Source organism: Isoptericola sp. NPDC019482, from assembly GCF_040632295.1.
Lineage (GTDB): Bacteria > Actinomycetota > Actinomycetes > Actinomycetales > Cellulomonadaceae > Isoptericola.
In genome coordinates this window covers 77037-95784 of sequence record NZ_JBEYBQ010000002.1, presented here as the reverse complement: position 1 = coordinate 95784, position 18748 = coordinate 77037, and the positions used below count along the sequence as shown (strand labels likewise).

The 18748-nt window shown below is 67.8% G+C and carries 13 protein-coding genes; 7 read left to right on the top strand and 6 right to left on the bottom strand.

The features are described 5' to 3' along the window. Window positions 1-4: 4 nt before the first annotated feature. Together ABZ493_RS02375 and ABZ493_RS02370 are read right to left on the bottom strand one after the other, a co-directional pair. The gene (locus ABZ493_RS02375; protein ID WP_430580580.1) at window positions 5-1297 is read right to left on the bottom strand and encodes a tyrosine-type recombinase/integrase; all 1293 of its coding nucleotides are present in this window, start codon (window positions 1295-1297) and stop codon (window positions 5-7) included. Further along, the gene (locus tag ABZ493_RS02370; RefSeq protein WP_430580579.1) at window positions 1266-1913 is read right to left on the bottom strand and encodes a hypothetical protein; all 648 of its coding nucleotides are present in this window, start codon (window positions 1911-1913) and stop codon (window positions 1266-1268) included. Before ABZ493_RS02370 ends, ABZ493_RS02375 begins: the two co-directional genes overlap by 32 nt. A 93-nt stretch (window positions 1914-2006) precedes the next feature. Here ABZ493_RS02370 and ABZ493_RS02365 point away from each other — a divergent pair, with 93 nt between their 5' ends. After that, the gene (locus ABZ493_RS02365; protein ID WP_430580578.1) at window positions 2007-2216 is read left to right on the top strand and encodes a helix-turn-helix domain-containing protein; all 210 of its coding nucleotides are present in this window, start codon (window positions 2007-2009) and stop codon (window positions 2214-2216) included. Between the two features lie 297 nt (window positions 2217-2513). After that, window positions 2514-6056 carry a MobF family relaxase gene (gene mobF / locus ABZ493_RS02360; RefSeq protein WP_430580577.1) on the top strand — a complete coding sequence of 1181 codons (3543 nt, stop codon included), beginning with the start codon at window positions 2514-2516 and terminating at the stop codon, window positions 6054-6056. Window positions 6057-6192: 136 nt separating this feature from the next. On the opposite strand, the gene ABZ493_RS02355 is transcribed toward mobF, so the two are convergent. The 4 genes from ABZ493_RS02355 to ABZ493_RS02340 all read right to left on the bottom strand — a co-directional run bounded on the left by ABZ493_RS02355 (window position 6193) and on the right by ABZ493_RS02340 (window position 11286). After that, on the bottom strand, window positions 6193-6738 hold the full coding sequence (locus tag ABZ493_RS02355; RefSeq protein WP_430580576.1) for an alpha-L-rhamnosidase N-terminal domain-containing protein: 546 nt from the start codon (window positions 6736-6738) through the stop codon (window positions 6193-6195). A gap of 5 nt (window positions 6739-6743) precedes the next feature. Then, complete coding sequence (locus tag ABZ493_RS02350; protein WP_430580575.1) at window positions 6744-8687, bottom strand: glycoside hydrolase family 3 N-terminal domain-containing protein; 1944 nt, start codon at window positions 8685-8687, stop codon at window positions 6744-6746. Window positions 8688-8886: 199 nt separating this feature from the next. Then, entirely contained in the window at window positions 8887-10251 is a 1365-nt protein-coding gene (locus tag ABZ493_RS02345; protein ID WP_430580574.1) for an endo-1,4-beta-xylanase, read from the bottom strand. 378 nt (window positions 10252-10629) lie between these two features. After that, the gene (locus ABZ493_RS02340; RefSeq protein ID WP_430580573.1) at window positions 10630-11286 is read right to left on the bottom strand and encodes a TetR/AcrR family transcriptional regulator; all 657 of its coding nucleotides are present in this window, start codon (window positions 11284-11286) and stop codon (window positions 10630-10632) included. Between the two features lie 138 nt (window positions 11287-11424). Between ABZ493_RS02340 and ABZ493_RS02335 the strand changes: the two genes are divergently transcribed. The 5 genes from ABZ493_RS02335 (at window position 11425) to ABZ493_RS02315 (ending at window position 18730) form a co-directional block, all read left to right on the top strand. After that, window positions 11425-12771: a sugar ABC transporter substrate-binding protein gene (locus tag ABZ493_RS02335; RefSeq protein WP_430580572.1), complete on the top strand. Its 1347-nt coding sequence runs from the start codon at window positions 11425-11427 to the stop codon at window positions 12769-12771. Between the two features lie 121 nt (window positions 12772-12892). Further along, complete coding sequence (locus ABZ493_RS02330; RefSeq protein WP_430580571.1) at window positions 12893-13717, top strand: sugar ABC transporter permease; 825 nt, start codon at window positions 12893-12895, stop codon at window positions 13715-13717. A gap of 104 nt (window positions 13718-13821) precedes the next feature. After that, window positions 13822-14607 (top strand): carbohydrate ABC transporter permease, encoded by a 786-nt coding sequence (locus tag ABZ493_RS02325; protein WP_430580570.1) that lies wholly within the window; start codon window positions 13822-13824, stop codon window positions 14605-14607. A 201-nt stretch (window positions 14608-14808) separates the two neighbouring features. After that, on the top strand, window positions 14809-16236 hold the full coding sequence (locus ABZ493_RS02320) for a GH1 family beta-glucosidase (RefSeq protein WP_430580569.1): 1428 nt from the start codon (window positions 14809-14811) through the stop codon (window positions 16234-16236). A gap of 88 nt (window positions 16237-16324) precedes the next feature. Next, window positions 16325-18730: a glycoside hydrolase family 3 N-terminal domain-containing protein gene (locus ABZ493_RS02315; protein WP_430580568.1), complete on the top strand. Its 2406-nt coding sequence runs from the start codon at window positions 16325-16327 to the stop codon at window positions 18728-18730. Window positions 18731-18748 lie beyond the last annotated feature (18 nt).

The following is an 18748-nucleotide window of genomic DNA, read 5'->3' as shown; positions in this document are numbered from 1 at the left end:
CGGTTCAGGCCACGGCTCCAGGGTGCAGCGGCAAGGCGACGCCCGGAGCGCCACCCAGGACGGCGTCGACGGCCCCGCGGGTGCGATCGTCGTCGTCCGGCCAGAGGTGCGAGTAGGTGTCCAGGGTCTCGCTGGCGGACTTGTGGCCGAGGCGCGCCTGCACCGCCTTCACGGAGGCTCCGTGGCGGATGAGCAGGCTCGCGTAGTAGTGCCGTAGGTCGTGGAAGACGACGGTGCGACGCGGGCGCTCCCCGAGGGCGTCGCGGGCCGCCTCGAGCTGATCGAGGGTCGCACCGACGCCTGGGATGAGACCGGCTCCACGAGCCTGTGCGACGAGCAGCCCGGCCCGCTGTCCCGAGACCCCGAGGGTGTGCGCGACGGTGCGGGTCCGGGACTGGGGCGGGACGTCGAGCCAGATCCATGCCGTCATGGCGACGTGCCGGGCTGTCGTCCAGGCGTCGTTGAACGCCGAGCGTCGCAGCGGGCCGCCGTCGGTGTTGGTGAACACCAGGCCCTCCGGGCCGGGTGGGTAGACGTCGAGGTGTTGGGTGAGTGCGTCGATCACCGTCCCGGGGAGCGGGATCTCCCGCTCGGACGACGCCGTCTTCAGCTCGGCGAACCGGGGCAGCTCGCCGGCGACGGACACGAGCTGACGATCCACCGCCACGGTGCGCTGGAGAAAGTTGATGCGGTCGAGCGTGAGGCCGAAGACCTCGCCCTGTCGCATGCCGGTTCCCGCGGCGGTGATGACGACCGCCTGGTACCGGTCCGGCATGAGGTCGCGGAGCCGGAGCACCAGCTCGGTCGAAATGGGGGAGACCTTCCTCCGGGCTACCCGCGGAGCCGGAACCAAGGATGACGGGCTCGTCGCGATCTTGCGGTCTCGCACGGCTGCGGCCAGCACCGCGGAGACGTAGCGGTGGATCACGACGATCGTGGCGGGCGCCAGCGTCTCGGCAAGGGCGGCGTCGAGTGCTCGGATGTCCGACGGGGTGATGTTCTTCAGCCGCTTCGACCCGATCGCGGGGTAGACGTGGTTCGCGAAGTGTCGCCGGACCAGGTCGGCCGTCGACTTCCGGTGCCCGGCGATCGCTCGCCACGACTCGGCGTACTCCTGGAACGTGATGTCACCGGCGCGAGGGTGGACGTACTGGCCCGTGACGATGCTGGCCGTGACCTCGTCGAGCCATCGCCGCGCGTCGATCTTGCGATCGAAGTGCCGTGAGTGCTCCTGCCCGTCGGCGTCGCGGTAGCGGGCCCGCCACCTATCGTTCGGACGTTTCCTGATCGAGGCCATGGTCGCCTCCTGCGGTGTCGTGGCCGGGTGGTTCGTGCTCGAGCTCGATTCCCCGTTCCGCGCGCCACTCGGCGGGGGAGAAGCCGAGCTCGTCCATGTCGACGAACTGGTCGAGCCGATCGGGATGACCCGCCGCGAACAGGCTCTCCAGCTTGTGGTTGACCGTGGCGTCGGCGAACTCGGCGAGGAACGCGCCCGAGTACGACAACGCCTTGGCGATCTCCTCGGCGTCGGCCAGTCGATCCCAGTCGGGAACGGTGGCTGCGACGTCGAGAGCCTCCGCGAGCGCCCGGCGCTCCTGCTCGAGGTGAACGAGGGCATCTCCGGCGCGTTCCGCCCAGGCCTTGACGCTGCGCGTCCGATCGGCGACCGCGCGGGTCACGGCAGCGACGTTCGCTTCCTGCAGGAGGTCCCACGGATGGATCTCGAGGATCTCCGCGAGGTCGACCGCCTCGAGGAACTTCAGCGGCCGCTCACCCTTCTCGACCGACCACACGGTGGCCTGCGACCACTTCCAGCCGCGGTCGCGCATCTGCACGGCCAGAGATTGCTGGCTGCGGATACCCCGGTGTCTGGCGAGGTTCTGGCCGACCTGTGCGTCGCGTTCGTCTGCCATCCGCCAATGGTACACAGAGATCTAGTTCCTTGTCACTAGGATTCATGGTGCACTGAGATTGCTAGTTCGATCCAACTGGAATCGAGGTTCGCCATGGAGTCGGAAGACCTGCTCAGGACCAGGGACGTGTCGAAGCTTCTCGGAGTCCCCGAGAACACGCTGCGCTGGTGGCGCTACATCGGTGTCGGCCCGCAGTCGTTCCGGCTCGGTCCTCGCCGCGTGGTGTATCGGCGCTCGAGCGTCGAGGACTGGCTCGCGGAGCAGGAGGCGGCCGGTGCCCGCGTCAGTCACCGGATCGCGTGACGGGCGGCCACCGGCCGCGGGCGGGGTGAGGCCCGGACGCTCAGGCGTCCGGGCCTCACGTGTGTCCGGACCACGACGATCGGCGGTCCTCGACATGAAGGACCCCATCACCTTTCGTAGCGCGCACCTCGATGACTGCGCCCCCATGCGAGCGCTGTTCCTCCCTCAGGTCGATACCTCTGCCCGGACCACGTGCGCTACCACGTGCGCCACCCTTCCTTGCCTGCCCTCCCACCCCTCTCACGGGTGTCACGCGTCTTGCATCTCGCGGCGCGGCGGGGGATACGGCGGCGGACGATGACGGTCTCCCTCAAGGTCATGCACGTCGGGTCGGGCGTGGAGTACTTCCTCCAGTCCGTCGTCGTCGGCGACGGGAATCGGCCGTCGGCGACGCCGCTCACGCGCTACTACACGGAGGCCGGTACACCGCCGGGGCGATGGCTCGGCTCGGGACTCGACCATCTCGGTGGCGACGGCGCCCGAGTGCGCGCGGGCGACGTCGTGACCGAGGACCAGCTCGTCAGGCTGATCGAGCGCGGCCAGGACCCGGTGACGGGGGAGAAGCTCGGCAAGGCGTTCTACAGCTTCGCGTCGGGCAAGGACGTCCACGGCAAGTCGCGGGGAGCGGTCAGCGGCTACGACCTGACGTTCTCGTTGCCGAAGTCCGCTTCGGTGCTGTGGGGACTTGCCGACGCCGGGATCCAGGCGGCGATCTGGGAGGCGCACCACGCCGCCGTGGCCGACGTCGTGGCGTTTTTCGAGCGCGGGGTGGCCGCCACGAGAGTGGGCGCTGCGACGAAGTCCGGGGCGGTCGCGCAGGTCGGGGTGATCGGCATCGTCGCGGCCGCCTACGACCACTTCGACTCCCGTGCGGCGGATCCGCACCTGCACACGCATGTCGTGGTGTCGAGCAAGGCGCGGGCGGTGCTGGACGGGTCATGGCGCGCCCTGGACGGGCGGCCGATCCACGCAGCAACGGTGGCCCTGTCCGAGCTCCACCAGGGGCTCGTCGCCGACCGGCTCACGGCTGTGCTCGGCGTCGGCTGGGAGGAACGCTCCCGCGGGCCGGGCCGCAATCCGTCGTGGGACCTGACGGCCGTGCCCGACCAGCTCGTGCGCCTCTTCTCGGCCCGAGCCCGCGAGATCGACGAGGCCAAGGACGAGCTCGTCGCGGAGTGGACCGCGAGCCACGGACGATCACCGAGCGCGAAGGTCGTGCTGGGCCTGCGCCAGCACGCCACGCTGGCCACCCGCCCTGCGAAGAAGCGTGACCAGTCCCTCGATGACCTCACCTCCCAGTGGCAGCAGCGCGCGTCACGCGTGCTGGACAGGGACGCGACCGAGTGGGCCAACGCGCAGGTCCGTGCGGCCCGGCGGCATCCGTGGTCGGCGACGGCCTACAGGGCAAAGGACGTGCCCGCCGACGCCGTCGACGCGCTGGCCGCGCACGTGCTCGCCGTCGTGAGCGAGAAGCGCTCCACGTGGCGGCACTGGAACCTGTACGCCGAAGTGTCGCGACAGCTCATGGCGTGGCGGTTCGCCACGACGGAGGATCGCGAGGGCGTGGCCGCTCTAATCGTTGCAACCGCGGAGAGAGAGTCCGAAAGGCTCACCCCGGTCGAGAGCACGACGACGCCCGCCCGCTTCCTCCGCCCCGACGGCACGAGCGTCTTCCGTCCGAAGGACTCGGTCGTGTATTCCTCGACGGCGATCCTCGAGGCCGAGGCCCGGCTCCTCGCTCTCGCCGAGGACACGGGCGGCCCGCGGGTCAGCCCCGACCGCGTCGACCTCTGCGTCGGGGCACTCATCGAAGCCGGCCGTCTGAGCCGGTCGCAGGCCACGGCGGTGTCCGTTGTCGCGACGTCGGGCCGGGTCGTCGACGTCCTGGCCGGGCCCGCCGGTGCGGGCAAGACCACCGCGATGCGCGGCCTCGCGGCCGCCTGGAGAGCTGAGCACGGCAGGTCGTCGGTGGTCGGGCTGGCCCCGTCGGCGGTCGCCGCCCAGGTGCTTTCGGACGATCTCGGGCGGGGCTGCGAGAACACCGCGAAATGGATCTGGGAGCACGAGCGCGGTCGCGCCCAGCTTCATCGCGGGCAGCTCGTCATCGTCGACGAGGCCTCGCTGGCGAGCACGCCCTCGCTGGACAGCATCTGTCGAGCCGCGGCACTGGCCGGCGCGAAGGTGCTCCTCGTCGGAGACGCTGCTCAGCTGCAGTCCGTGGGCGCCGGCGGGGCGTTCGGTATGCTTCTCGTCGCGCGCCCCGGCGCCCCCGAGCTGCTCGATGTTCACCGCTTTAGGAACGAATGGGAGGGGCCGGCGAGCCTCCGGCTGCGATCGGGCGACACCGACGTCATCGACAGGTACCTGGATCATCAACGCGTCGTGGGCGGCAACCTCGAGCAGATGGTCGAGGCCGCGTACCAGGCGTGGTCCTGCGATCTCACCGACGGGAAGGCGAGCATCCTGGTTGCCGAGTCGGGCGAGACGGTGTCGGCGCTCAACGAGCGTGCCCGCACCCAACGGCAGATCGACGGACACGTCGCCGTTGGTCGCGAGGTGACACTGGCTGACGGCACGTACGCGTCGTCCGGCGACTGGGTCATCACCCGACGAAATGACCGCCACCTGCAGACGCGCAACGGAGGCTGGGTCGCCAACGGCAACAGGTGGATGGTCACGGCCGTCCATCGCGATGGAGCTCTGACGGTCCGTCCTGCCGGAAGCGCCCGCGGCAACGCCGTCGTGCTCCCCGCGCAATACGTCTCCCAGCACGTCGATCTCGGGTATGCGGTGACCACATACCGAGCCCAGGGCATCACCGTCGACACCGCTCACGTCGTCGTCACGGCCGCGACGACACGCGAGAACCTGTACGTCTCGATGACCCGGGGGCGCGACGCCAATCGTGCGTACGTCGCACTCGACCAGCACGACGAGGCCCATGTCGCGCCGAGGGTGGCCGAAACGACCGCACAATCGGTGCTGTACGGGGTCGTGAACCACTCGGGTACCGAGCTGTCCGCGCGCCAGACGATCGAGGCCGAGCGCGAACGCTGGGGATCGATCTCCCAGCTCGCAGCCGAGTACGAGACGATCGCGGCCGACGCGCAACGTCCGCGCTGGGAGGCCCTCGTCCGGGACCACTCGGGCCTCAAAGCCGAGCAGGTTGCCGACGTCATCGCTTCACCGGCTTTCGGACCGTTGACCGCAACTCTGCGGCGCCTCGAGGCCGAGGGGCGGGACGTCGGGGTCGAGCTACCGCACGCTATCGAGTGCCACGGACTCATCGACGCCGACGACGTGGCCGCGGTCGTCAATCACAGGCTGACGCGCCGTCGTGCCGAGAATGCCCCGACGCCCCGCAGGGGGATGGTCACACAGGAGCACGCTCGTTCCACTACCCACTTCATCTGCGGCCTCACCCCTGAAGCCCTCGGCCCGATGGACCCCGAGATGCGCACTGCGCTCGACGACCGGAAGAAGGCAATCGAACACCGCGCGCTCGACGTCGCGCAGCGCGCTGTCCGGAATGGAGAAGAGTGGATCGAGGCGTTCCCACCTTGTCCGGAGAAGAGGTGGGAGCGAACGCGATGGGTCGCCGCCGTCGTTGCGACCGCTGCGTACCGTGATCGCTACGCCAACAGCGACACCGGTAACTGGGGGAGTGAGCCCCTGACGAGGTCGCAACAGCGTGACCGGGTTCGCGTGCTCCGGACCGTCGCTGGCGTTCGCGCGCGAGCGGAGCGTCGGTCGCACGCGGAGGGATTGGACGCTCTGCACGGCGAACGGGAACGGGAACTGTCCCTGGATGTGATCCGTCGCCCCGGGCTTGAGTTGTAGGACATGCACGAAACCTCGGGAGTTGAAGCACCTCCTCAGCCACCCCGTTGCGGACGGGATTGTGCCCAGGAGAGCTGGGCCGCTGCGGGACTCCTCCGGCCCGGGTGGCTGCCTCTGCAGCCGACAGGTAGCCCCGTCATGCCTTGAGGGACTGCTGCACGGGTAGGTGACACCTCTGGCCGTCGTAGAGGTCGTTCTCCAGCACGTGGCTGGGTCCGGAGGTCCAGTCTTCGTCCGTGCTCACCAGCTGCCGGGTACCGTCCTCGAACGTCACCTCGAGCTGCGCGAACGCGCCGAGGTCTCCGCCGTACCACGATCCGCTGGGGGCCCAGCCGAGGCGGCCGCCGAACCAGCCCTTGCCCAGAGCGAGGCCGAGCACGGACCTTTCTTCCAGCAGGGGCGTGACGTCGTAGTTGGCGTAGCGCAGGCGCCACTCGAAGCTGCTCCATCCCGGCGTCAGGAGGTCTTCGGAGACGCGGGCGCCGTTGAGCCACGCCTCGACCACGCCTTGGGCAGTGACGAAGAGCGTGGCTGCCTTGATCTCGCCGTGGTCACCTTGGAGCGTGAACTCTCTGCGGAACAAGGGGGCGCCGGCGAAGCGCGAGTCGGCGGCGATCATGCGGGCGGGCCAGTCCCAGGTCAGTGGCTTCATGTGGGCGTGGTTGGCCTTGTCATCGTGCACGAGCCTCACCCCTCGGATGTCGCGAGGGAGGATGGCTCTGCAGTATGAGCCGGGAGGCCGACCCGTGGGCGATCCACTGACCGTGAACCCTGCCGAGGATCCCCGACCAGACGTAGGCCGTGCCCGGTGCGGTAGAGGACGGCGTCCTCGGCGAGGCCTGCGTCCGGCGCGACGTTCCGGACCACCTCCATCGAACGCGGAATCGCGATGGGCAGCCTGCCTTCCGGGCTGACGTCACCGAACCATGTCTTCAGGAGCGCCGCATCGGAGACCCCAAAGGTCACCGTCAGACCGCCCGCGATGTCTGCGATCGGTGTGAGCACCGCGGCACGATCCAACGCGACGTCCACCACCAAGGGGACCTTGCGCGCGATCGAGGCTAGCTTGTAGACCAACCCCGGGCGGAACTCCAGGCCGCCCTGGTGGAAGTAGGACTCCAGGAAGAGGTCATCGCGGGGCTCGAACGGGGCAGCGATGCGCACGAGTGCGACGTCGGCGTCGGCCGGAGAGTCGACGACCGTGCCGTACCGGGCAGTGAGATCAGGATCGAGGCCATCGACGTAGATGCGCCGGCCGGGGTGCACCGGCAGGGCCGGAGCGCCGTCCACCTCTCGGTTCTCGAGGACGACCACGGAGCGCGACTGCGCGAGCTCGCCTTCGGCCGTGTTGTCCGGGCTGCCGACGATCTGCCCGGCTGCGTCCTCGTCGACGAACGGATCGTCGAACAGGCCGAGCTGGAACTTGACGAGCAGGATCCGACGGATCGACTCGTCGATGCGCTCCTCGGGGACCAAACCTCTGGCGACGAGGTCGGTGAGGATCTCCACGCACTCCTCGCCACCGAACTGATCCGCGCCGGCCTCCAGGATCTTCAGCATCCGGCCGGGGGGGTCGAGGTCTTCGACTCCCCAGGCGCGAGCGGGCAGGACCTGGTTCCCGACGTGGTTGTCGTTGACGAGCTCCCAGTCGGTCAGCACGACGCCGTCGTAGCCGAGGCGGTCGCGAAGAAGGCCGCGGATGATCTGCCGGTTGTAGCCGAATCCGACTTCCTCGATCGTCTCGCCGTCGACTGTCAGGCCGACCGGCATCCCGTAATAGGGCATGATCCCCGCGGTGCCATGGTCGATGGCAGTCCGGAACGGTGCGAGGTGCTCCTCGAAGGAACCGGTCGGGTAGATCTGTTCCCGCCCGTAGGGGAAATGAGCATCTTCACCGTCCTGTTGAGGCCCCGCGCCGGGGAAGTGCTTGGTGACGCAGCTGACGCTGTCCGCGCCCAGCTGGGCACCCTGGAACCCGTCGATGTACGCGGCCGTGTGAGCACAGACCCGCTCCGGGGACGAGCCGAACGTCTGCAGCTGACGGCACCACCGTGGCTCGGTGGCCAGATCGACCTGCGGATGAAGCGCCGAGCGGATCCCCACGGCCCGGTACTCCTCGCGCGCGATCTGGGCGAAGCGGCGCGTCACGGTCGTGTCGCCAATCGCCGCGATGCCCAAGGCATCAGGCCACTTGGAGAACGGGCCCTCGGCGAAAGACACACCGGAGTTCTCGACGAAGGCGTGACGTGGGTCGGTCGAGATCGTGACGGGGATGCCATGTGGCGACGTGGCGGCCAGCCGCTGCAGCGCGTTGCTCCAGCGTGCGGCGTTCGTGGCGCTCGTCAGGCCGTGGATGTTGAAGTGGGTGATGTGCTTGCCGAGCACCACCTCGGACGTCGGGGACTTGCTGATCTTCCCGGGTGCTTCCAAGAGCGTGCCCCCCGGCCCGGCTTCGATCACGGTCTGAAACATCAACCCGATCTTCTCGGTCATCGACAACCGGCCTACCAGATCGTCGACACGTTCGGCCGGTGACCTCCGAGGGTCTTCGTAGACGTCCATGACGCCGTTGCGGTTGAGGTCCCGGTAGAGGGTCCCGTCGTCAGCTCGGCACAGGTCTGGGGCGGTCATGGTGCTTCCTCGGTTTCGATGTGCGTTCGGTGAGGGATCTCGGGATCCGCGCGCGGGGAACGGGCAGGTGAACGGCGTAATGACGACGAGCGGATGGAGGTCTGTGGGCCTGCGGGCCACGGGGTGAGTGGCACTCGACTGTGTGCCATCCACCCCGTGGGTCCGCGCGGTCGACTGGGTCCCATCCTGTCCGTAGGGGCTACGTCAGCAGGCTGACGACCTCCTCGATGCCCTCGGCCAGGTCGTCAGCAGCCGCATCGCTGACCTGGTCCGGTCGCCTCGGGTTCTCGAGCCGGTGGAGTGCCCGATGGAGTGCAAAGACCGCGGCCGCATCCCGATCTGCCGCTTCGTGACGTTCGGCCTGGCGCAGTGCGTGCGCCAGGCGGTGCACGATCGGGCCGGACAGGTCACCAGCGGCGACGTACCGGTCCAAGTCGGCACGCACACCCTGCAGAGCCACCGCGGGGCGTGCCTCGAACTCCTCCAGCGCGCGCAGGACGGCGAAGTAGGCCGGCTTGGGGTTGTACTCCTCGTCGAAGATCAGTGGTTTCGCCCCCGGCAGCCAGGTGTACAGGTGCTTGTCCGTGAAGCCCCAGAAGCTGATCTCGGTGATCCCGGCGTCGAGCGCCTCAGCGACCACGTCGTGATAGATCTGCGCTTGCGACTCGGGGTCGAGGGTGTGCACGTCGAGCTCGGCGATCGAGACCTCGAGTCCGAGTGCGTGGTAGGACTCGACGATCTTCGTGATGACACCCGGCGCGGGGCCCTCGAGAGTCTGATGCATCTGGAGGGCGACGCCGTCGACGGGCACACCGTCGGCCACGAGCCCGGAGACGAGGTCGTAGAGCTCCTGCCGCTTCTCCGGGAAGGTCTCGACCAGGTTCTCGTTGATGAACAGCTTCGCGTTCGGATCCGCGGCGTGCGCGATGCGGAACGCCTCGGCGACGTAGTCCGGCCCGAGAGCCTTGTAGAAGTCCGTGTGCTGCAGGCCCTCGCCCCCGTAGGTGGTGAGGGCCTCGCTGACGACGTCCCACCGGTCCATCTTGCCTTCGTACCGCTGCATCACGGTGGTGATGTGCTCCACCATGGCGGCGCGAAACGCCGCCGGGTCATCCACCTTCGCCACGAGGTAGTCCGGGTTGCAGCAGGCGGAGATGAGGCCGTGGCCCTTGACCTGGATGTCGTTCGCCTCGGCGAAGTCGACCAGTCGGTCGAGGCCTTCGAAGTCGTATTCGTCCTCGTCGGGGTGGACGAACATCCACTTCAGATCATTCTCGGGAGAAAGGCTGTTGAACTGCTCGGAGAGCACGTCGCGGAACTGCGGCTCGGCGAGGTAGTTCGGAGGGCGACCGTCGGACGTGGTCGTCATGCTCTTGATCGCGCCGGAGCCGATCAGGACGCCGGCATCTTCGGCGACCTCACGGAGCGAGCCGATGTCGGCATCGTCGTTGGCCGAACGGGCCGCCCGGTCCGGATAGGCGGTGGCGCTCTGGGTGAAGCCGGCGGACAGCGTCAGGCCGAGGCCCACCGCCACGAGCATCGCGACACTGCGGTGCTTTCTCATCGTCGAGGTGTCCTTTCACCAAGCTCGGTAGCAAGGGGGTGCCGGCTTGCCGCGGGGAGCCACAGGCATGTCAGCCTCCCGTGGGTAGGCCGGCAGACAGCGCCACGAACCTAGAACACTTGAAACAATTTTGTCTAGACTGCGCTCCCGCGGCATGCCGTCGTCGGCCTTCTGGCGCGCGGGCTCCCGCTCAAGAAGAATCGACCGACGCGGCTCGGCGGATGCGCGACCCGGCACTGCTTGTGCGTGGGCAAGGCGTAGCTGCGAACGCTTCGCGACGCGCTCTTCGGGTCGCGCTGGGGGGCGAGGGTGTTGAGGGGCTTCCTGCAGGAGCGTCAGGGCGCATCTGCGCCAAGGGCCTCGTGGGCGTGCCGAGCGTCAGTGCCCGACGGGCGTGCTCGAGTCCTTCGTGCCGGCGTGGACCGCCTCAGGGAGTGCCCACGCGAAGAACGACTGCATCGAACGGTTCATGTCGGCGGCGGGGTCGATGAGCCACTGGAGCTGGACGCCGTCCCAGGTGGCGATCAAGAGCCGGGCAAGCGTCACGGGATCGCGACCGGGGTCTAGGCGGCCCAAGGACTGGTCGTACGCGAAGGCGGCCGCCAGCTCCTTGGTCTTGCGTTGGTAGCGGGCGAGAAACCAGTCGTGCGCTGGGTGGTCCGGTGCCGAGGACTCGGCAGCGAGGATTGCGAAGAGTCTCAGAAGCTCTGGTCGCTCCAGGCTCGACTGCACTCGTTCCAGCGTCGCGACCACGACGCCACGCTCCGCACATGCGGCGTCGAAGTCGAATGCCTGGTCCCCGGACGTCGTCTGGTCGGAACGCTCGAGCACGGCCTCGAGGAGCTCGTACTTGGTCCCGAAGTGATGGACGATGCTGGTCAGGCTGAGGTTGAGCTGGCGCGCGATGTCGCGCAACGACCCGCCGTGGTAGCCGTGCATCGAGAACACCGTCGCCGCCGCGTCAAGGATGTCGCTCGAGCGTTGCGCCGACTTCGCGTACGGCCCTCGCGGCCCAGTCTTCCTGCCTGCAGTCACGGCTTCGACCCTACTCGCGTCCGACGTCGGCAAGTTGTCCCGGGGATGAATTTGTAGCACCCGTTCGAGTTCTGGGTGTACTGTCGGCGCCACTTGCTTGGCCCACCGTCGGGCCCGCGTGTTCACAAGGAGGTTGACATGGCACCGTTCGCATCGAAGAGGTTCGGCAGGGGCGCCTTCGTCGTCGGCACCGCGCTTGCGGCGTCGATGGCTCTGGTCGGCTGCACGGCTGGGGGAGGGGGCCCGTCCGGTAGCGGCGGCGGCGGCGAGACGACGATCGACGTCATGGTCGGGGCGCAGGACCTCACCAAGGAGCAGATCGCCGAGTTCGAGGCCGACAACCCCGGCATCAAGGTGAACCTCATCCTCGCCGACCCGACGCGACTGAACACGATGCTCGCGTCAGGCAACCCGCCGGACATCGCCACCGGTGGCGCTGTGGGCAGTGCCAACACCAACGCCCGCGGCCTGGCCACGGACCTGACGCCGTACCTCAAGGACAGCGAGGTCCTGCGGGAGGACGACCTGCAGCCGGTGAACGACAGCTTCCGGTGGGACGGGACCCAGAGCGGCAAGGGCCCGATCTACGGCATCGTCAAGGACTGGAGCCAGGACAACACCCTCTGGTACAACACCGCCCTGTTCGACAAGGCGGGAGTTCCCTACCTCAGCGACACCGAGGCGACCTCCTACGACGATCTGCTCAAGATCGCCAAAAAGCTCACGGTCACCAAGGACGGCACGACCACCGTCTATGGGCTGGGGCTGGAGTGGGCATGGCAGCTCTACGGGCCGATGTCGGCGATGGTGATGCAGCAGGGCGGCCAGCTGTACAACGACGACCTGTCCGAGATCGACTTCACCACCGACGCAGCCCAGCGGGCGTTCCAGTGGTACGTGGACTTCGCGGAGGCAGGTGTGGGGCCGACCTCGCTGAACCCCCTCGCCGACGGGTCGGACTTCTCCACCTTCGCGGCCGAACGCATGGCGATCACGCAGGACGGCTACTGGTTCGGCGGCAACTTCGCCGCAGATGACGCGCTGAAGTCCGTGCGCTTCGCGCCAGCCCCGGTGATGGGCGACACGCGTGTCGCCCCGACCTACTCGGGTCAGGGCTGGTGGATCCCCGAGCGCGCCGCCGAGAAGGACGCCGCGTGGAAGCTCATGGAGTACTACATGGCCGGCCCGCCCGCCGAGGAGCGCGCGGCGAGCGGCTGGGGCCTGCCGGCTCTGAAGTCCCTCGCCGACAAGCTGCCGCAGGACCAGCCCTACCAGAAGCAGGCGTACCAGGTCGCCCAGCAGGAGCTGGAGCACGCGCAGCCGCTCCCGGACTCGCCCTACATCTCGGTCGACCTCCTCAACTCCACGATCGACAAGTACCTGCAGCGGGCGATCAAGGGAGAGCTCACCGTGCCGGAGGCATGCGGCGCGCTCACGGACGAACTTAACGAGGCCCTCGCGCAGGGCGTCGAGCGACTCGGCTGAGGGGAAGTCAGTGCCTCGTAAGTGGAACCGCTACCCGAAGCGGGCGTTCTACGGATTCGTCGCCCCATGGGCGATCGGATTCCTCCTTCTGACGGCAGCGCCCATGGTGTACGGGCTCTACGTGAGCGTGACCGACTTCGACGGCAGCTCCACGCGCTACCGCTTCGTCGGGCTTCGCAACTACGTCGAGCTGTTCAGCGACGGAGACGCATGGTCGGCACTCCTGAGGACGCTGGTGTTCGCCGCCATCGTCGTGCCGCTCACCATCGCGGGCTCGCTCGGCCTTGCCACGATCATCAACCGGCGGCTGAGGGCAGTAGGTCTGTGGCGGACCATCTTCTTCCTGCCCTCAGTCGTCCCGGTCGTGGCCATGGCCATCATGTGGAAGCTCGTCTTCAACAGGGACTCGGGCATCCTCAACGCCATGCTGGGTGCGGTTGGCATCGGGCCGGTCGCCTGGCTGGTCGACCCCATGGCCTTCTACGCGCTCATCGTGCTGATGTTGTGGGGGCTGGGCGGCGGGATGATCATCATGCTTGCCGCATTGCAGGGCGTGCCCGTCGAGCTCGAGGAAGCAGCGACGGTCGACGGCGCAGGGAAGTGGCTCGTCTTCCGGCACATCACGATCCCGATGATCTCTCCAATCCTGTTCTTTCAGGTCATCACCGGCGTCATCGCCGCTCTCCAGGTGTTCGTGCAACCGTTGCTGCTTACCAACGCCGCCGGAATCGCCGCGGTCGGCAACGTCCCCGAGAGCAACACGTTGTACATGGTGCAGGTGTACAAGGAGTTCTTCCTGAGCAACCGGTTCGGCTATGGGTCGGCCATGCTCTGGGTCTTCTTCTTGGTCATCTTGGGCCTGACGCTCGTCCTCCTGCGATCGAGTCGGTCATGGGTGTACTACGAGGTCGATACCGAAGCAGAGCGCGAGGGGGCAACCCGATGACTGTCACCGCGAATCGACCCGTGGAGCAGCCCCGGCCCAGGGTCACGAAGGACGCACCCGCCCACAGGAAGAAGCGGTCCCCTGCGGCCGTATACATCCTGATCATGGCGCTTACCGTCTTCTTCATCGGCCCGTTCCTGTGGCTCATTCTCGCTGCGTTGAAGACCCCGGCAGAGTGGTCGTCCTACCCCATCCAGATCCTTCCGGACCAGGCGCAGTGGAATAACTTCACCGACGCGCTCGCCCAGATGAACTTCATCGGGTATGCAGGCAACTCGTTCTTCCTCGCGACTGCGTACTCCTTGCTGATCACCCTCTCGAGCGCTGCTGTCGGCTTCGGGTTCGCACGACTCCGAGCACCAGGAAAGGGAGCGCTGTTCCTGATCCTTCTCTCGACGATGATGATCCCGCAGATCCTCACCCTCCTGCCCACATATATCCTCTTTTCTCGCATCGGCCTTGTGAACACTTACTGGCCCTGGATCCTGTGGGGGCTGGCCGCGTCGCCCTACATGGTGTTCCTCTTCCGGCAGTTCTTCGCATCAATCCCACGCGAGCTCGAGGATGCCGCCATCATTGACGGGGCAGGATGGTTTCGGATCTTTGCCCAGATCTTCCTGCCGCTGTCACGCTCGGTCCTGATCACGTCGTTCATCTTGTCGTTCACGTGGACCTGGGGTGACTACATTGCCCCTGCCTTGCTGCTCGACGTCGACCACACAACCCTCGCGGTCGCGATCACGGCGTGGTACCAAGACCCGAATGGCAACGTCATACCGACTGTCCAGGCCGCAGCCGCGATTCTGTACATCCTTCCGGTGCTGCTGATCTTCTTCGTCATGCAGCGGTACTTCATTCGTTCGACGGTCTCGTCCGGCGTGAAGGGTTAGTGCTACCCAACGGCCATCCGGACGCGCCAAGGCGTCCGGGTGGCCGTTGCCGCGGCGCAAGGTCACCGCGATCTCGACGCCCGCGCCGGCGAGACGATCTCGCGGCGCGACCCCAGCGGCTCCCCGGGGGCTGCCCACTGTGACCTTTTGGCTCGGCAACTGCCGGTCCTGTCACGATCTGCACTATGAAAGGTTCTGTTGATGTACAACGATCGCGTCCACGAGGGCGATGTCCAGGTGCCTTCGGGCTTTGTCCTGGGGGCGGCGACAGCGGCCTACCAGATCGAGGGCGGCGCAACCGAGGGCGGTCGGGGGCCGTCGATCTGGGACACGTTCAGCCACACCCCAGGCAAGATCGCCGAAGGCGCCAACGGTGACGTGGCCGCCGACCACTACCACCACGTCGATGAAGACCTCGACCTCATGGCCTCGCTCCACCTCGACGCCTACCGATTCTCCATCTCGTGGTCTCGGATCCTGCCAACGGGCGAAGGGGACGTGAACCCTGCCGGCCTGCAGTTCTACTCCCGCCTCATCGACGGATTGGTCGCCCGGGGGATCGAGCCGGTCGTGACGCTCAACCACTGGGACCTTCCTCAGGCATTGGAGGACAAGTACGGCGGCTGGCGTGGCCGCGAGACGGCCTATGCGTTCGAACGCTATGCCGAGGTGGTCGGGGAGGCGCTCGGGGACCGTGTGGCGATCTGGGCGACGCACAACGAGCCCTGGAACAACTCGTACTCCGGATACGGCAGCGGAGCCTTCGCACCTGGCGGTAGCAGCCACGCGGACGCGTTGCGTGCCGTGCACCACCTGAACTTGGCCCACGGGCTCGGCGTGATGGCGCTTCGGCGGACGGTGACCCGTGCGGACGCGCAAGTTGGCGTGGTCCTGAACGTCCTTCGCATCGAGGCGGAGACACCCGCGGACGAAGAGGCCGCACGGCGAGCTGACGCCGTCGCGAACCGCGCCTTCACCGGGCCGATGCTGCGCGGCGCCTACCCCGACGACCTCCTGGAAGACACCCGCCACCTCACCGACTGGAGCTTCGTCGAGCCCGGTGACCTCCGCATCTGTCACCAGCCCATCGACGTGCTCGGGGTGAATTACTACGAGGTCATGCACGTGCGCCTGAACCCCGAGGTCACGCCTGCCCACTGCAGCACCGGCGGTACCGACTTCCCGGGGTCCGAGCACGTCGAGATCGTTCGACCCGAAGAACTCGAACGGACGGCGATGGACTGGGGTGTTGAGCCCCGCGGCCTGGAGGAGCTCCTCGTCTCGTTGTCGAAGGAGTACCCCGAGCTACCGGTGATGGTCATGGAGAACGGCGCAGCTTTCGACGACGTCGTCCTTGACGAGGGTGACGGCCCGATCGTGCTGGACGTCGACCGCGTGCGCTACTTGTCCGCGCATGTCGCCGCGACGCTGCGCGCGCGTAGCCGCGGGGCCAACGTGGTCGGCTATCTCGTGTGGTCCCTGCTCGACAACTTCGAGTGGGCGCTGGGCTATGGCCCCCGGTTCGGGATCATCCGGGTCGACTACAAGACGCAGGAACGAACCCCCAAGCTCAGCTCGCACTGGTTCGCGGAACTGTGCCGGTCCCGTCGGGTACCCGAACTGCTCTGACCGTTCTGCGGGGCGCTCAACACCCACGCGCAGACGGCCCGAGCGCCAGCATGGCGCGGTATTGCACAGTCAACAAGAAGGAGCGAAAGTGGCTCAGCCCAATATCTACCTCGACCCGAGTGCGGCCGTGGAGGACCGGGTGACCGATCTTCTGACGCGTATGACGCTGCACGAGAAGGCGGGCCAGGTGGCCGCGCCGTTCGGTGCCGTGGTGGATGTGCACAATCCGCCGCCGACGGGCTGGGGGAACGTGACGGCGGCGCTGTCGACCCTGGACGCGCCTCCTCGGCAGATGGCTCGTGCGGCGCACGAGCTGCAGCGCAAGCACGTGGAGGACACACGGCTCGGCATCCCCATCCTGCTCGCAGAGGAGGCGTTGCTCGGACTCAAGGTCCGCGACGCGACAGTGTTTCCGGACGCGATAGCGCAGGCAGCCACCTGGCGGCCAGAGCTGATCGAGCAGATGGCGCAGCTCATCGGTCAACAGATGGCACAGCTCGGCGTCCGGCAGGCGCTCTCGCCCCTCGCCGACGTCGCACGGGATCCGCGGTGGGGGCGCGTCGAGGAGACCTACGGAGAGGACCCCTACCTCGTCGGCTCGATGGCGACGGCGTTCGTCCGCGGGCTGCAGGAGGCCAACCCGGCAACCCCGCTGATCGCGACGCTGAAGCACTTCATCGGCTACAGCGCCAGTGACGGCGGGCGGAACACCGATGCGGTCCAGCTCGGCCAGCGGGAGCTGCACGAGGTGCACTCGGTGCCCTTCGAGATGGCCATCCATGACGGCGGTGCCCACGGCATCATGCCGTCCTACAGCACGGTCGACGGCCTCCCTGTCACCGGGTCGCCGGAGTTCCTCCACGACCTCCTGCGCTCGGAGCTTGGTTTCGACGGCTTGGTCATCTCCGACCTCGGCGCGGTCAAACAGCTCCACACGAAGCACCGCACGGCCGAGGACAGCCTCCACGCCCTGGCCCAGGCCATTCGGGCCGGCGTGGACCTCGAGCTCGACAACGGCGTCTCCTCGGACGAGATCGTGTCGGCCGTGCGCCAGGGGGTGCTCGACGAGGCCGATCTCGACCGCGCCGTCTCGAGCGTCCTGCGCGCCAAGTTCCGCCTCGGGCTGTTCGAGAACCCGTATGCCGACCTCGACGCAGTTCCCGAGACCTTCGACTCGCCCGAGGGACGCGCACTGTCACGTCAGATTGCCGAGGAGTCCGTGATCCTCCTGCGCAACGAGCCGGTCGACGGGCGGCCACTCCTCCCGCTGGGCCCCGAGCCGAAGACGATCGCCGTCATCGGCCCCAACGCCGATCGCCTGATGGGGCAGCTGGGTAACTACAGCTACCCAGTGCTCGACAGCGGAACGAAGCGCTGGATCTACGCTGCCGATCCGCTGGCGAAGCCGGACGTCCTGACGGATCTGATGGGCAGAGAGGGCCCCGACGACGCGAACCTGCTCGTCGGCGCCGTGCCGATCGTCACGTTCCTCGAGGGCATCAAGCGGCGCGCAGGCGCAGACAGCACGGTGCGGTACGCCCAAGGGTCCGCGGTCGCGACCGACGACAGGTCCGGGTTCGGTGCCGCGGTCGACGCGGCGACCGCGGCTGACGTCGCCGTGGTCGTCGTGGGCGACCAGGCCGGCATCAACGGCTTCGGCACGGTCGGAGAGGGGCTCGACAGCAGCGACTGCGCGCTCCCGGGTGTGCAGCGCGAACTCGTCGAGGCGGTGGTCGCGACCGGAACGCCGACCGTCGTCGTCCTGAGCCACGGCCGTGCATACGTCCTCGACTGGATGGTGGACAAAGTCCCGGCGATCGTCAGCTCGTTCTTTGGCGGCGAGGAGGCCGGCAGCGCCGTGGCCTCCGTGCTCTTCGGCGACGTGAACCCGGCGGGCCGCCTCCCGATCTCACTTCCTCGATCTGCCGGCACGGCCCCGGCCCCCTACGGACGCAAGGTCGCAGCGGATTCCTACGTCGATGGCGGTGGCGGAGCACTGTTCCCCTTCGGCTTCGGCCTCAGCTACACCAGCTTCGAGTACAGCGACCTCGAGTTCGTCCCCGCCGTCGCGACCGATGCGTCCGTGCAGCTCTCGTTCACCGTCACCAACGTGGGCGAACGCGCGGGCGAGGAGGTGGTGCAGGTGTACGGGGAGGACGTCGTTGCCCGTACCGCCCGCCGAGGGCCGACGCTCGTGGCGTTCCGGCGCATCTCGCTCGAGCCAGGCGGCTCAGCCCGGGTGAGCGTCGAGATCCCCACCACCCTGTTCGCGCTGTGGACCCGGTCCGGCGAGTGGGTCGTCGAACCCGGAGCTCTGAAGATGTTCGTCGGCGGTTCCTCCACGAACGTCCCCCTTCAAGCAGAAGTGACGCTGACCGGCGGCGAGCACCACACCGCCGTCGGTCGTGCACTGACCAGCGTCGTGACGACCGACCCGTATCACGCGACCCGCGTGTCGCGGGCCGCGGTCGACGTGCCGGCGGAGCAGAAGTAACCAGCGATGCGAGGAATT